This is a genomic window from Rhizobium sp. ERR 942 (assembly GCF_007828395.1).
Taxonomy (GTDB): Bacteria; Pseudomonadota; Alphaproteobacteria; order Rhizobiales; family Rhizobiaceae; genus Rhizobium; species Rhizobium dioscoreae.
This window is the reverse complement of the sequence record NZ_VIUA01000001.1, coordinates 587,581-600,338: the sequence shown is the minus strand read 5'-3', so window position 1 is coordinate 600,338 and position 12,758 is coordinate 587,581. Positions and strand designations below refer to the sequence as shown.

Here is a 12,758-nt window from a genome sequence, read left to right as displayed (position 1 = left end):
CTTATCCATGAAGCAGTCCAAGCGCTTCCCGCTGAATGCCTTGCGCGTTTTCGAAGCCGCCGCCCGGCTCGGCAGTTTCACCCGCGCCGGCGAAGAGCTTGGCATGACGCAGACGGCGGTCAGCTATCAGATCAAGCTACTGGAGGAGACGGTGGGGGAGCCGCTATTCCTGCGTCGTCCGCGGCAGATCCTATTGACGGAAGCCGGAGAACAGCTCGCGCCGAAAGTGGCTGAAGCCTTTGCCCTGTTGCAGGAGGCCATGGCCTCGATCAGTGGCGATGCCGAAACGACGCTGCGCATTCATTCGACGCCCACCTTCGCCTCGCAATGGCTGGCTCGTCATGTCGGGTCGTTTCAGCTCAAGCATCCCAATATCGCGGTCCGGCTGGATACCTCCGGCTCGATCATCGACTTCGCCCGGGAGCCCTCCGATATCGCCATCCGCGCCGGGCGTGGCCAATGGCCGGGACTGCGCGCCCATCTTTTGATGAAGGTCTATTTCACGCCGATGCTGAGCCCGGCACTTGCCGAATCTATCGGCGGCATACATGAACCGGCCGATCTGCTGAAGCTCCGCATCATCGACGCAGGCGACCCGTGGTGGGCGCAATGGTTCAAAGAGGCCGGCGTTCCCGATCCCGGCCTTCAGGGCCGGCCGCGAAGCAGGCTCGGTGCCCAGTCCTTCGAGGCGAGCGCAGCATTGGCCGGCCAGGGCGTCGCCATCCTGACCCCGGAGTTCTATGCGGACGATCTGGCTTCCGGCCGGCTGATCCAGCCCTTTGATATTCTTTCGTCCGACAATACGGACTACTGGATCGCTTATCCCGAAAACAGGCGTCATACGCCGCGTATCCGTGCCTTCAGGGATTGGCTCCTCCGCGAATTCGGCATGCCGCTGGAATAGCGCTCAATAATCCATGTCGGGCGCATAAAAACAGCGCGGCGTATTCTCGTCCGGAAACAAGCAGAGATGATAGGCTCCGTCGGGAGAACGCATCGTTTTCTGCTGCGGCAGATTGAAGATATGCGCGTGGGTTATGTAGCGATGATCGCCCGGATTGAGCGTCACCCGATAGCCACCGGGGACAATGGTGACGGTACGCGAGGGGATCATCTCGCAATCGCCCGTCTTGCTGTCACCATTGCAGCAATAGGGGTCGTAGGACCAGCCGGAGGGCGCCTCATGCCCCGAGGCGAAGGCTGTGGAGAGAAGAAAAAATACGAACGCCAGAATACCTCGCATGGGCAATTCTCCGTCGAAAAAATAGACGGCTACCGCGGACACGGCCCGCTCCAAGCAGCCAAGGGCATTTTATTAAAAAACTGCCATAATCTGATCTAATGCGCCCTAGGCGCCAGACAAGAGCGTGGCTTTTTGCTGACGCGGCAAACTCTCCCCTTCCCTCCGTCGCCAACATTTTGCAAGGTGCGGAGTCGGAGGAAGAAAAAGGGGAACTGAATGTATGAATACGCCATAGCGTGGGAATGGCTGGCCTTTGCCGCCCGCTGGTTCCACGTCATAACCGCCATTGCCTGGATCGGTTCGTCTTTCTACTTCATCGCGCTCGATCTCGGGCTGGTGAAGCGCCCGCATCTTCCGCCCGGTGCCTATGGCGAAGAATGGCAAGTCCATGGTGGCGGCTTTTATCATATCCAGAAATATCTCGTGGCTCCCGCGCAGATGCCGGAGCATCTGACCTGGTTCAAATACGAAAGCTATTTCACCTGGATTTCCGGCTTCCTGATGCTGTGCATCGTCTATTATGGCGGCGCCAACCTCTTCCTCATCGACCGGCATGTGCTCGATGTCAGCGTCCCCGTCGCGATCCTGATTTCACTCGCTTCGCTTGCCGGCGGCTGGATCGTCTACGACCTGCTTTGCAAGTCCCCGCTCGGCAACAACACCTGGGGCCTGATGATCGTGCTTTATGCCGTCCTGGTCTTCATGGCCTGGGGCTACACGCATCTCTTCACCGGCCGCGCCGCCTTCCTGCATCTCGGCGCCTTCACCGCGACGATCATGTCGGCGAACGTCTTCATGATCATCATTCCCAATCAGAAGATCGTTGTCGCCGACCTCATTGCCGGCCGCACGCCCGACCCTAAATATGGCCGTATCGCCAAGCAGCGCTCGCTGCACAACAACTACCTGACGCTGCCTGTCATCTTCTTCATGCTGTCCAACCACTATCCGCTGGCTTTCGGCACGGCCTATAATTGGGTGATCGCGGCGCTGGTTTTCCTCATGGGGGTCACCATCCGTCACTGGTTCAACACGACACATGCCCGCAAAGGTCATCCAACCTGGACCTGGATCGTTACCGTCGTCCTCTTCATTATCATCATGTGGCTTTCGACCGTTCCGAAGGTGCTGACCGAGGAGAAGGAGGCCAATGCGATTCCTCCCGCATTCCAGCAATATGCCTCGGATATACATTTCTCGTCCGTCAAAGAGATAGTTTCGACGCGCTGCACCATGTGTCATTCGGCCGAACCCGTCTATGAGGGGATTGTTCGACCGCCAAAGGGCGTAATGCTGGAAAATGACGAGCAAATCGCTATGCATGCCCGGGAGATCTATATTCAGGCCGGCCGCAGCCATGCCATGCCTCCGGGCAATGTTACCGAAGTGACGCCCGAGGAACGCAAATTGCTGGTCGCCTGGTTCGAAAGCTCCATCGGAGAAAAAAGCCAATGACCACCCTTCTGCGCGGCCGACTGCTTTCCTTCAAGCACCTGCCGCAAAGCCTCGATGATACGGGCAGCTACGCTTACGAAAGCGACGGCGGCCTGCTGATCGAGAACGGCATGATCGTCGCGACCGGGCCTTATGCCGATATCAAGGCGCAGGCACCGGAAGATGTCGCCGAAGTCGACCACCGCCCGCATCTGATCCTGCCGGGTTTCATCGACATGCACCTGCATTTCCCGCAGATGCAGGTGATCGCCTCCTATGCCGCCAACCTCTTGGAATGGCTGAACACCTATACATTCCCCGAGGAATGCCGCTTCGTCGAAAGCGCGCATGCCGAGCGCATCGCCACGCATTTCTACGACGAGATGATCCGCCACGGCACCACGACGGCCGTCGCCTACTGCTCCGTGCACAAGACATCCGCCGACGCCTATTTTGCCGAAGCCATGCGTCGCAACATGCGCATGGTCGGCGGCAAGGTGATGATGGATCGCCATGCCCCGCAGGGCCTGCTCGATACGCCCGAAATGGGCTATGACGAGACCCGGCAGGTGATTGCTGACTGGCACGGCAAGGGCCGCAACCATGTCGCGATCACCCCGCGCTTCGCCATCACCTCGACACCGGCGCAGATGGAAGCGACCGCGGCGCTTGCTCGCGAGTTTCCGGATCTGCACATTCAGACGCATCTTTCCGAAAACCACGAAGAGATCGCGTTTACCTGCGAGCTCTATCCGGAAGCGATCGATTATACCGATATCTATGCGCGTTACGGGCTGCTTGGGCCAAAGAGCCTGTTCGGCCATGCGATCCACCTTTCCGAGCGCGAAGCCGGCGCGATGAGCGAAGCCGGCGCGGTCGCCGTGCATTGCCCGACCTCGAACCTCTTCCTTGGCTCCGGCCTCTTCCCGCTGAAGGCGCTGGCCCGTCGCGAGAAACCCGTCCGTATCGGTGTCGCCACCGATATCGGCGGCGGCTCCAGCTACTCCATGCTGCGCACGATGGACGAGGCCTACAAGATCCAGCAGCTGCTCGGCGAACGCCTGAACCCGCTGGAAAGCTTCTTTTACATGACGCGCGGCAATGCCGAGTCCCTCTCCCTCGTCGACAAGATCGGCACGCTCGATGCTGGCACGGAAGCCGACCTCATCGTCCTGAATGCAGCGGCAACGCCAGCCATGGCACTGAAGATGGAGGTGACGAAGAGCCTCACCGAAGAGCTGTTCCTGCTTCAGACCATGGGCGACGACCGGGCGATCGTCGAAACCTATGTTGCTGGAAAGCCGATGAAATCGATCCTGCAATGAGGCAATCCCAACCCACCTCCATGTAACCATCCAGAAGGCAAAGAGCCATGACCGCGCCGCTGACCATCGCCGAACTGAAAACGCTTGCGCAGCGGCGCGTGCCGAAAATGTTCTTCCAATATGCCGATTCCGGATCGTGGACGGAGTCGACCTACCGGGCAAACGAGGCTGATTTCGCCAAGATCAAGCTGCGTCAGCGCGTGCTCGTCGACATGTCCGACCGGTCGCTGGCAACCACCATGGTCGGTCAGAAAGCCTCGATGCCGGTGGCGCTGGCACCCACGGGCCTCACCGGCATGCAGCACGCCGATGGCGAGATGCTGGCGGCGCGGGCGGCGGAAGAATTCGGTATCCCCTTCACACTCTCGACCATGAGCATCTGCTCAATCGAGGACATCGCCTCGGTGACGAAGCAGCCCTTCTGGTTTCAGCTCTACGTCATGAAGGACCGCGATTTCGTCCTGAACCTGATCCAGCGCGCCAAGGCGGCAAAATGCTCGGCGCTGGTGCTGACAGCTGACCTACAGATCCTCGGGCAGCGCCACAACGATATCCGCAACGGATTGTCGGCACCGCCGAAAATGACGGTCAAAAATCTCTGGCAGATGGCGACTCGGCCAGGCTGGTGCATGGGTATGCTGAAGACCAAGCGCCGCTCCTTCGGCAACATCATCGGTCATGCCAAGGATATTTCCGACATGACGACTCTGTCGCATTGGACCCATTCGCAGTTCGATCCCAAGCTGTCCTGGAGCGACGTCGCCTGGATCAAGGAACAATGGGGCGGCCCGCTGATCATCAAGGGCATTCTCGATGTCGAGGATGCGAAGGCGGCCGTCGATGTCGGCGCCGACGCCATCATCGTCTCCAATCACGGCGGCCGGCAGCTCGACGGCGCCCATTCTTCCATCAGCATGCTACCGAGAATCGTCGATGCCGTCGGCGACAGGATCGAGGTGCATATGGACGGAGGCATCCGCTCCGGCCAGGACGTACTGAAAGCCATAGCCCTCGGTGCCAAGGGCACCTTCATCGGCCGCCCCTTCCTCTATGGCCTCGGCGCCATGGGCAAGGAAGGTGTCACGCTGGCGCTCGAAATCATCCGCAAGGAGCTGGATATTTCCATGGCACTCTGCGGCAAGCGCGATATCAAGGCGGTAGATCGGTCGATACTCGCTGACCTTTAATAGCGCATGTCGTTGCCGCAAAACCGCTGCACACATTTGCGCGGCATGCTCTAGCGCAGCCAGCCTGTCGCCAGACCGCTCGCCCACTCCTCGCGGCCGTTCTGCGCCGCGAGTGCGGCCATCGCAATGTGGTCATAGGCCACCTGCCGGAAGACTGGCAGCCAGGTATCGCCGATCTTTTCCAGAATGGCGTAAGAAGCAAAGGGATGGCCCGCCTCCACCTTGTGATAATAGGGCAGGTCATCGTCGTAGGCGGGGCAGCCGACGCTCCCGGGATTGACGATCAGGCGCCCGTCGGAAAGACGAACGGCGCGCGGAATATGGCTATGCCCGCACAGGATCAGCGGAAAATCGATGCCGGCAGCCAGCGCCTCGATCTCTTCCAGCGGCTTTAGATAGACATGACCCTCTGGCGAGACGGATTCGAGCCAATAGACATTATCATCGGCTGGCGTCGCGTGGCAGAGATAGGCCTCATCCAGATGGACCTCACTGACGGGCAGGGTGCGCAGCCATTCGAGATGGCGTTCCGTCAGTTCAGAATGCGCGGCCCGATCTGAAACATGCATCGTCTCGGGCGCCTGTTCGATCAGATAGCGGTCGTGATTACCGCGCACCGTCGGCGCATTCAGTTCCAGCAGCAGGTCGGCTGTCTTTCCCGCCGTCAGTGGCCCGCTGAAGCAATCGCCGAGATTGATGATGTCGCTAATGCCCTGCCTGCGGATATCCGCAAGCACGGCTTCAAGCGCCAGATGATTGCCGTGGATGTCCGCTATGGCTGCAAAACGCAATCTCAGCTCCCGCGATAGGTGGAATAGCCGTAGGGTGAGATCAACAGCGGCACATGATAATGCGCCGTGCTATCGGCAATGCCGAAACGGATCGGCACCAGATCGAGGAAAGCCGGCTCCGGCAGCTTGATACCGCTGGCACGCAGATAGTCTCCGGCGCGAAACAGCAATTCATAGGTGCCGGCAACGAAGCTGTCGCCGATCAGGATGGGACCGCCATCCACGCGTCCGTCGGCATTGGTCGTTACCGTCTTCACATGCCTGCGGGCATCGCCCTCGATTCTGAAGAGATCGATCACCAGCCCTTCGGCTGGCTTGCCGAGGGCGGTATCGAGCACATGGGTCGTCAATCCGGTCATAGCGTCGATGCTCCGATGATGAAGGGCGTGTCGAAGAAATATTCCTCGAGGTTGTTCTCCGACCCGTCACGATCCACGATAAGGAAATCGCTCTGCTCGTCGAGGGCCATCAGGGGATAATGCCAGACATTGATCCGATAGTTCACGCCCTGGTCGCCGCGCGCAAGGAAGACTTGCGGCCGGCCCGGCTTGCCGCCCTCATCTTCTGCAACGACGACGAGGAACGGCCGACCATTCAGCGGCACGAAACACTGGCTGCCGAAGGGGTGGCGCTCCATCATGTCGATCGAGAAGGGAAAGGCACGCGGCTGGCCGCGAAAGAGGTTCAGGATAACCCGCGCCCCGTCACCGAGAGCTTCGGCATTCGACAACGCATGGAAACGTTCGGTTGTGCCACCGTTGATGTACCGCATAGTCGCAGGATCGGCCTCGATCACATCGCCGAATGGCTCAAACGCGGCCTTTGTCAAAGGATTGATGTCTAGATGCTGTGTCATTGACTGATTATTCGCCTTCCGCTCGCCAATGGCGAATGGAGTCCAGTTGCAGGAGCAACTCCGGAAGAGATTTGCGCGCGATGCCCCACAGGGCCGCCAACTCGATGTTGACATATCCTTGCGCAATCCGATTCCGAAAGTCCTGCATCACATGCCAAGGCAGCTCTGGATGGTCAACGACAAACTCCGGATATTCCTCGGCAATGCGTATGGCAGCCTCGCCGATCAGCAGAAGGTTCATGCCGACGGCGCGCTGTTTCTCGACACTCTTGAAAAAGACGGCTTGATCGACGTCCCGGAGGAATTGACCGATTTCGGATGCAGCCTGCTGCATGCGTTCGAGGTAGGTAATCAGTCGATCCAAGCTCATGCCGGCTTTCCTCCGCCGGCAATGCCTGATTCCGGTGCAATGACGCGCCTCTTGGCGTCGCCAATCATCCGTCCGCTTCTATCTCTGTCCAATGCTTTCCGTGGCCCCATGGCTCAGTATCCTGCCAAGCGGATACTAAGCCATGAGTAGACCGAAAAATAGCGCGTACCTCAACGAGAAATCAGCCCAGGGACATGGGCTGGAGGATCGCGGCTCTGACGCCAAACCTCAGGCTTCAGGGAGCATGGATTGCAGACGCAGCAGCGCGATCTTCTCGACCTGAACGGCAGCCGTCGCAAATTCTGTGTCCCGGCCGTTGCCAATTCGGGTTTCGAAGGCGGCAAGGATATCGTCCTTGCCGAGCCCCTTCACCGCGATAATAAAAGGAAAGCCAAATTTCGTCACATAGGCGGCATTGAGCTCGGTAAACCGGGCGTGCTCCTCTGAGCTTAGCCGATCGAGCCCTGCACCGGCCTGCTCCTTGCGGCTATCCTCGGTCAGCTGGCCGGCAATCGCCAGCCGGCCGGCGAGATCCGGATGTGCCCGCAGCACGCCAAGTCGCTCCGCCTCGCTGGCAGCGCGGAAGACCCGCACCAGCGCGGCATGCACGCCGCCGGAGGTCAACGGCTCGGCAATGGCGCCCTGATCGTAAGCACGCTCGGCAACGAAGGGCGAATGTTCGAAGACGCCGCCGAAGCGGCCGACAAAATCATCCCGCGAGATCATATCAGCGCGCGCCCCCGGGAAGGTGATTTTCATACCAGTGTTTGGCGATTTCGATTCGTTTCGGGATCCAGACCTTGTCGTGCTTCTGCACATATTCGATGAACCGCCGCAGCGCGGCGGCGCGGCCCGGGCGGCCGACGAGACGGCAATGCAGACCGACAGACATCATCTTCGGACTGCCATGCTTGCCCTCTTCATAGAGCGTGTCGAAAGCATCCTTGAGATAGGTGAAGAACTGGTCGCCGGAATTGAAGCCCTGTGGTGTCGCAAAGCGCATGTCGTTGGTTTCGAGCGTGTAGGGAATGATCAGGAACGGCTTGCCGTTCAGACCATCGACCCAGAAGGGCAGATCGTCGGCATAGGAATCGGAGGAATAGAGGAAACCGCCCTCCTCCATGACGAGCCGCAGCGTATTGTCCGACGGCTTGCCCTGATACATGCCGTAGGGCCGCTCACCGGTGAGCTCGGTATGCAACCGAACGGCTTCGAGAATGTGCTTGCGCTCCAGATCCTCGGAGAAATCCTTATATTCCAGCCAGCGGTAGCCGTGGCTGGCGATTTCCCAGCCCGCTTCCTTCATGGCGGCAACCGCTTCCGGGTTGCGCGCCATGGCCAGCGTTACACCATAGACCGTCGCCTGAACCTTGAGTTCGGTGAACATGCGCCACAGCCGCCAGAAGCCGGCGCGCGAACCATATTCATAGATCGATTCCATATTGAGGTTGCGCTGATTCGGCCAGGAGGCCGCGCCGACGATCTCCGAAAGCAGGTTTTCCGACCCCGGATCACCGTCGAGAATGCAGCTTTCTCCGCCCTCTTCATAGTTGATCACGAACTGCACCGCGATGCGGGCATCGCCGGGCCATTTTGGATCCGGTGTGTTGCGGCCGTAGCCGATGAGATTACGGGGATAGATTTCCGACATTGAAGCACCTTCTCTGATCGCGGAACGGTAGCATCCACGCCGCGAAAGTCGAGACGGAAAGTGGAAAATCACTTTCGCTTCAAAGCGGGGTATTGGCGTGAACGCCAGCCGCTAATCTAGGCGATCTTGCGGGCGCTGACCTTTCCCATCGGATGCAGCGAGTGCACACGGAAGGGACCGCCAGCGCCTTCTTCCATCATAAGCGCAATGTTGGAAACGGGGATGGGCGCAGCCAAGGCAGGCTCGAAGAAATCGCGCAGCGCACGCTCGATGCGCGCCATATCGGCAGGGCTCACGGTGCCCGTCAGCATCATCTGGAAGCGAAACTCGTCCATGACGTGCGGATGCCCCCAGCGATGCAGATTGGCGAACTGCGTCGCAGAAAGCCCATCCGGATCGATCCGTTCGATCTCGGCTTCGCTCAAAGGAGCCCGATATTGATCGAAGGTCTGTACCAGCGATGCTGCGAGGAAATGCATCTGCTGGCTTGGTGCGGAGGGAACGAGGCCCAACGCACCGCCGAGCCGCGCGACCTCGAGCCTCGGGATTTCGAAGGGCGCCACTGTGCCGGAGAACCGCATCAGATCGCGCAGTAACCCGGCTTCGGACATGTCTTCGGCCAACCGGAACGGCGCCTTCAGAATTCCCATGAAACCATAGCGGCGCGGAACGGCGGTGTAGAAAGCGATCTCGTGAATGCCGAGCCCACGGACTGCGGGCGGATCAACCATCTCGCCGGAATAGACATTGCGGCCGAGCCAATTCGCCGCCACAAGCGTCAGCGGATCGCTCGCAGACGGTGTGAAGCAAATGGCATACCGCATAAAATTCCTCCAGGGCGTAACGTCAGGCAGACCGAACCGGCACCGATGGCCAAGGAGATAGGTGATTTGCGTGACAGATTGACGACCCGAAAGAGGCGTGAATTCACGTTTTATGTGATATGACTGAAATATGACTCGCTAAAGTGAAACTCTGCGGCAAGTTGAAGCGACCGGGCGCGCCCACCGCCTCACGTACCGCCGCCTCCGCCAGCCTATGCGCCAGCCCGAAGCTCACCTTAAAGCCGCCTGTGAGCGCAATCAACGCGGGGTGATCTGGATGGGCACCCACCATCGGATCACGATCCACGGCCTTCGGGCGCAAGCCCGCCCAACGCTCGACGACTTCCGCGGCGGCGAGCACCGGCGCCATGGCACGCGCCGCTGCAAGCAGATCGTCGAGCTGCCCATCCGTCGATAAAGGATCGTCAAATCGGTTCTCGCTCGTGCTGCCGACCGCGACCAATCCATTCTCATGCGGAACGATATAGAGCCCGTCGCGGAAGATGACGGGCAAGCCGCCGTCGACATCGGCTTTCAACATGGCCGCCTGTCCCTTGACCGGTTGACCGAGTGAGGCTTTGCGTCCTTCCGTCAATTCATCAAGGATCGGAAACGAGCAGTAACCGGCAGAAAGGATACAGCGACCGAAGCGAATGTCGCCATCGCTTGAACGCGCAAGGCCCCGCTCTGGATCGATACTCTCGACGGTAACGCCCTCGCAAAGCCGGACATGTCGTGCCGTCGCCAGGAACCTCTGCAGGACCTCCAGAAACGCGCGCGGTGCGACGCGGGCCGCTAGTGTATCGTGGACAAAGCCGCTCTCGCCGGCTGAAGATTCGATCCAGCCCTCGACTGGCGCCGCATCGAGCACATGCCAATGAAACTGGCGCTCCCCATGCCGCCAATGCACCTCCGCATCTCGGGAATGGCCTAACGCGATCTGCTTCAGATGCGGCTTCGGCAGCGGGATCAAGCGACCGGCGCGGCGATAGCCAGCCGAAAGCCCGGTCTCCGCTTCCAGGGTTGCAATTTCCTCTTCCAGCGCGACAAGCGCATCGAACTGAAACTGCTTCTTCTCGGACCATTTATCCGGCATATGCGGCATCAGCGCGCCAAGCAGACCGCCGCTTGCCCCCTGCCCGAAACGGCCAGCTTCGACAAGCAATGTCCGGATACCAAGACGCTCGGCGTGAACGGCGGCCCATAGCCCCATGATCCCACCACCCACGATCAGCAGATCGACGGACGATTGACCCGCAGGTCTTGGAGGATTATCGGCTCTTTCCATGACAGATCCAGTTTCCGATCGGACCAAGGCGTCCGAAACCAATGCGGCAAGCCCGGAGCTCGAATGGCGCGACGGCGATATGCCCTATTCGACCGCATTTGGCGACCATTTTTATTGCCAGACCGACGGCAGGTTGGAATGTGGCCATGTCTTCCTGGCCGGCAATGGCCTTCCCGACCGCTGGCAGGGACGACAGGACTTCCGCGTCGGCGAACTCGGCTTCGGCACCGGCTTGAACTTCTGCGAGACCTGGCGCCAATGGCGGCAGCAGGCCATCCCCGGTTCGAACCTGCACTTCATATCCTTCGAACTCTATCCCATGAGAGCGGAGGAGATCGACCGCGCGCTTTCGCACTGGCCGGAAATCGATGGGGAGCGCCAGGCTCTTGCCGCAGCGTGGCCGGACAACCCGCAGGGTTTCGTGTCGCTGAGGCTAGATGCAAATACGCGCCTCAGCGTCGTCTGCGCCCCAGCTCTCGAAGGCGTCAGCCGTGCCGAACCGGGTTTTGATGCCTGGTATCTCGACGGTTTCGCACCCTCGCGCAATGCCGACATGTGGTCGCCGGAATTGATGCAGGCGCTTTATGACAAGACGGTTCCGAACGGCACCTTCGCCACCTATGCGGCTGCCGGCTTCGTGAGGCGAAACCTACAGGCGGCCGGATTTATCGTGGAACGGCGCAAGGGCTTCGCCGGCAAGCGCGAAATGCTCTGCGGCATCAAGCCCGCCTGAGGCCGGGGCCGATGCCGGGTCAGGCGGCAACCATATCGAGGGCTCAGATGAGTTCGCCAAGATGCTGGCGAACCCACTTGGCCTCTTCCGAGGCCGTCCGCCGGAAGTGCCGTTTGAAATCCCGGCTGAACTGCGCAGCGCTGGCATAGCCGACCGATGCCGCTACCTCCGCAATCGTCCCATTTTGACGCGCGATCATCAACCGCGCCTCGTGGAGCCGCATTGCCTTCACATATTGTATCGGACTGCTTCCCGTCAGGGCTTTGAAATGGACGTGATAGGAGGGAACGCTCATCCCCACCTCACGCGCCAGCGCGGCAACCGAAATCTCGGAATTGTAGGTTTCACGCAATCGGGCCAGGCTTCGCACGATCTTACCGGAAATGCCCTGCTGCTGAAGCGCTGAGATCATCGCTCCGCCCTGCGGGCCGACGAGAACTCGGTAGTGCAGCTCGCGCAGTATGCCTGCTCCCAGAACCGCAAGCTCGATGGGATCACGCAATGCCCGCAGCAGGCGCAGCACGACATCCTCGATCATCGGCTCCATCCTGCTCGATATCAGGCTTCTCACTTTGCCTATCGTTGTTACGGACCGTCTCGCCCCCACCTCCGAGGCGATTTCGGCAGCCAGAAGCATGTCAAACTCGACATAGACAGCAAGCAAGGGGCGTTCTGCGCTGGCTGACGATTCCATCCGAAACGGAACGGGCACCGACACGGCCAGATAATGCTCCTCATCGTAGAGGTAGACCTCGCCTTCCAGCATACCCTGCTTTCGGCCTTGCAGGACGAATACCGCACCGGGCTTGTAGAGCACCGGGACATCGTGAAGGACCGCCTCAGTCCTGAGAATCCGAACACCGGCAAGTGCGGTTGGATTGTATCCCGGGCTGGGAGCAAGAAGACCTGCCAGCTCCACCAATTCCCGACGCTTCGACCATTGGCTCTTCGTATTCATAGGATTTGGCAAGATGTTCATAGTTTTCGCGATCGCAGACAACAGTTTGGAAGATTATCAGTCATGAGCATCGACCAATCAAGAAGAGAACATCTATC

General features: G+C 59.8%; 15 protein-coding genes. 5 read left to right on the top strand and 10 right to left on the bottom strand.

Annotated elements, in window-relative coordinates; translation table 11 throughout:
* The first annotated feature begins 7 nt into the window (after nucleotides 1–7).
* Nucleotides 8–904 (top strand): LysR substrate-binding domain-containing protein, encoded by an 897-nt coding sequence (locus FBZ97_RS02920; protein ID WP_113332174.1) that lies wholly within the window; start codon nucleotides 8–10, stop codon nucleotides 902–904.
* A 3-nt stretch (nucleotides 905–907) separates the two neighbouring features.
* Here FBZ97_RS02920 and FBZ97_RS02915 read toward each other — a convergent pair whose 3' ends face one another.
* Nucleotides 908–1,243 (bottom strand): hypothetical protein, encoded by a 336-nt coding sequence (locus FBZ97_RS02915; protein WP_145316430.1) that lies wholly within the window; start codon nucleotides 1,241–1,243, stop codon nucleotides 908–910.
* Between the two features lie 216 nt (nucleotides 1,244–1,459).
* Here FBZ97_RS02915 and FBZ97_RS02910 point away from each other — a divergent pair, with 216 nt between their 5' ends.
* Genes FBZ97_RS02910 through FBZ97_RS02900 form a run of 3 tightly spaced genes read left to right on the top strand, consistent with a single transcriptional unit; the run spans nucleotide 1,460 to nucleotide 5,189 of the window.
* On the top strand, nucleotides 1,460–2,698 hold the full coding sequence (locus FBZ97_RS02910; RefSeq protein ID WP_113332173.1) for a urate hydroxylase PuuD: 1,239 nt from the start codon (nucleotides 1,460–1,462) through the stop codon (nucleotides 2,696–2,698).
* Nucleotides 2,695–4,002, top strand: a complete 1,308-nt coding sequence (guaD, locus tag FBZ97_RS02905; protein ID WP_145316428.1) for a guanine deaminase — start codon at nucleotides 2,695–2,697, stop codon at nucleotides 4,000–4,002. The genes FBZ97_RS02910 and guaD overlap by 4 nt, the downstream gene beginning before the upstream one ends.
* Nucleotides 4,003–4,049: 47 nt before the next feature.
* The gene (locus FBZ97_RS02900; protein WP_113388994.1) at nucleotides 4,050–5,189 is read left to right on the top strand and encodes an alpha-hydroxy acid oxidase; all 1,140 of its coding nucleotides are present in this window, start codon (nucleotides 4,050–4,052) and stop codon (nucleotides 5,187–5,189) included.
* 50 nt (nucleotides 5,190–5,239) lie between these two features.
* Here the strand turns inward: FBZ97_RS02900 and FBZ97_RS02895 are convergent, their stop codons facing one another.
* From FBZ97_RS02895 to FBZ97_RS02860, 8 genes are all read right to left on the bottom strand, one after another.
* Nucleotides 5,240–5,980 carry a metallophosphoesterase family protein gene (locus FBZ97_RS02895; protein ID WP_145316426.1) on the bottom strand — a complete coding sequence of 247 codons (741 nt, stop codon included), beginning with the start codon at nucleotides 5,978–5,980 and terminating at the stop codon, nucleotides 5,240–5,242.
* 2 nt (nucleotides 5,981–5,982) lie between these two features.
* On the bottom strand, nucleotides 5,983–6,339 hold the full coding sequence (gene uraH / locus FBZ97_RS02890; RefSeq protein ID WP_113351798.1) for a hydroxyisourate hydrolase: 357 nt from the start codon (nucleotides 6,337–6,339) through the stop codon (nucleotides 5,983–5,985).
* Nucleotides 6,336–6,836, bottom strand: a complete 501-nt coding sequence (locus FBZ97_RS02885) for an ureidoglycolate lyase (RefSeq protein ID WP_145316424.1) — start codon at nucleotides 6,834–6,836, stop codon at nucleotides 6,336–6,338. The genes uraH and FBZ97_RS02885 overlap by 4 nt, the downstream gene beginning before the upstream one ends.
* A gap of 7 nt (nucleotides 6,837–6,843) precedes the next feature.
* Nucleotides 6,844–7,206: a HepT-like ribonuclease domain-containing protein gene (locus FBZ97_RS02880; protein WP_145316422.1), complete on the bottom strand. Its 363-nt coding sequence runs from the start codon at nucleotides 7,204–7,206 to the stop codon at nucleotides 6,844–6,846.
* Nucleotides 7,207–7,434: 228 nt separating this feature from the next.
* On the bottom strand, nucleotides 7,435–7,932 hold the full coding sequence (uraD, locus tag FBZ97_RS02875) for a 2-oxo-4-hydroxy-4-carboxy-5-ureidoimidazoline decarboxylase (RefSeq protein ID WP_145316421.1): 498 nt from the start codon (nucleotides 7,930–7,932) through the stop codon (nucleotides 7,435–7,437).
* A 1-nt stretch (nucleotide 7,933) separates the two neighbouring features.
* Nucleotides 7,934–8,857 carry an allantoinase PuuE gene (gene puuE, locus FBZ97_RS02870; protein WP_145316419.1) on the bottom strand — a complete coding sequence of 308 codons (924 nt, stop codon included), beginning with the start codon at nucleotides 8,855–8,857 and terminating at the stop codon, nucleotides 7,934–7,936.
* A gap of 116 nt (nucleotides 8,858–8,973) precedes the next feature.
* Nucleotides 8,974–9,681, bottom strand: a complete 708-nt coding sequence (locus FBZ97_RS02865) for a DUF1045 domain-containing protein (protein WP_112334229.1) — start codon at nucleotides 9,679–9,681, stop codon at nucleotides 8,974–8,976.
* 103 nt (nucleotides 9,682–9,784) lie between these two features.
* Nucleotides 9,785–10,969, bottom strand: a complete 1,185-nt coding sequence (locus tag FBZ97_RS02860) for an FAD-binding oxidoreductase (protein WP_145316417.1) — start codon at nucleotides 10,967–10,969, stop codon at nucleotides 9,785–9,787.
* On the opposite strand from FBZ97_RS02860, the gene mnmD reads away from it, so the two are divergent.
* Nucleotides 10,968–11,702, top strand: coding sequence for a tRNA (5-methylaminomethyl-2-thiouridine)(34)-methyltransferase MnmD (gene mnmD / locus FBZ97_RS02855; protein ID WP_145316416.1), 735 nt, complete (start codon nucleotides 10,968–10,970; stop codon nucleotides 11,700–11,702). The two genes, FBZ97_RS02860 and mnmD, sit on opposite strands and share 2 nt — an antisense overlap.
* Before the next feature lie 43 nt (nucleotides 11,703–11,745).
* Here mnmD and FBZ97_RS02850 read toward each other — a convergent pair whose 3' ends face one another.
* Nucleotides 11,746–12,675 carry an AraC family transcriptional regulator gene (locus FBZ97_RS02850; protein ID WP_145317549.1) on the bottom strand — a complete coding sequence of 310 codons (930 nt, stop codon included), beginning with the start codon at nucleotides 12,673–12,675 and terminating at the stop codon, nucleotides 11,746–11,748.
* Nucleotides 12,676–12,758: the final 83 nt, after the last annotated feature.

What these genes read in the sequence shown, in the direction of transcription:
- FBZ97_RS02920 (WP_113332174.1), top strand. Translation starts at nt 8, where the DNA reads ATGAAGCAGTCCAAGCGCTTCCCGCTGAATGCCTTGCGCGTTTTCGAA.
- FBZ97_RS02915 (WP_145316430.1), bottom strand. Translation starts at nt 1,243, where the DNA reads ATGCGAGGTATTCTGGCGTTCGTATTTTTTCTTCTCTCCACAGCCTTC.
- FBZ97_RS02910 (WP_113332173.1), top strand. Translation starts at nt 1,460, where the DNA reads ATGTATGAATACGCCATAGCGTGGGAATGGCTGGCCTTTGCCGCCCGC.
- guaD (WP_145316428.1), top strand. Translation starts at nt 2,695, where the DNA reads ATGACCACCCTTCTGCGCGGCCGACTGCTTTCCTTCAAGCACCTGCCG.
- FBZ97_RS02900 (WP_113388994.1), top strand. Translation starts at nt 4,050, where the DNA reads ATGACCGCGCCGCTGACCATCGCCGAACTGAAAACGCTTGCGCAGCGG.
- uraH (WP_113351798.1), bottom strand. Translation starts at nt 6,339, where the DNA reads ATGACCGGATTGACGACCCATGTGCTCGATACCGCCCTCGGCAAGCCA.
- FBZ97_RS02885 (WP_145316424.1), bottom strand. Translation starts at nt 6,836, where the DNA reads ATGACACAGCATCTAGACATCAATCCTTTGACAAAGGCCGCGTTTGAG.
- FBZ97_RS02880 (WP_145316422.1), bottom strand. Translation starts at nt 7,206, where the DNA reads ATGAGCTTGGATCGACTGATTACCTACCTCGAACGCATGCAGCAGGCT.
- uraD (WP_145316421.1), bottom strand. Translation starts at nt 7,932, where the DNA reads ATGATCTCGCGGGATGATTTTGTCGGCCGCTTCGGCGGCGTCTTCGAA.
- puuE (WP_145316419.1), bottom strand. Translation starts at nt 8,857, where the DNA reads ATGTCGGAAATCTATCCCCGTAATCTCATCGGCTACGGCCGCAACACA.
- FBZ97_RS02865 (WP_112334229.1), bottom strand. Translation starts at nt 9,681, where the DNA reads ATGCGGTATGCCATTTGCTTCACACCGTCTGCGAGCGATCCGCTGACG.
- mnmD (WP_145316416.1), top strand. Translation starts at nt 10,968, where the DNA reads ATGACAGATCCAGTTTCCGATCGGACCAAGGCGTCCGAAACCAATGCG.
- FBZ97_RS02860 (WP_145316417.1), bottom strand. Translation starts at nt 10,969, where the DNA reads ATGGAAAGAGCCGATAATCCTCCAAGACCTGCGGGTCAATCGTCCGTC.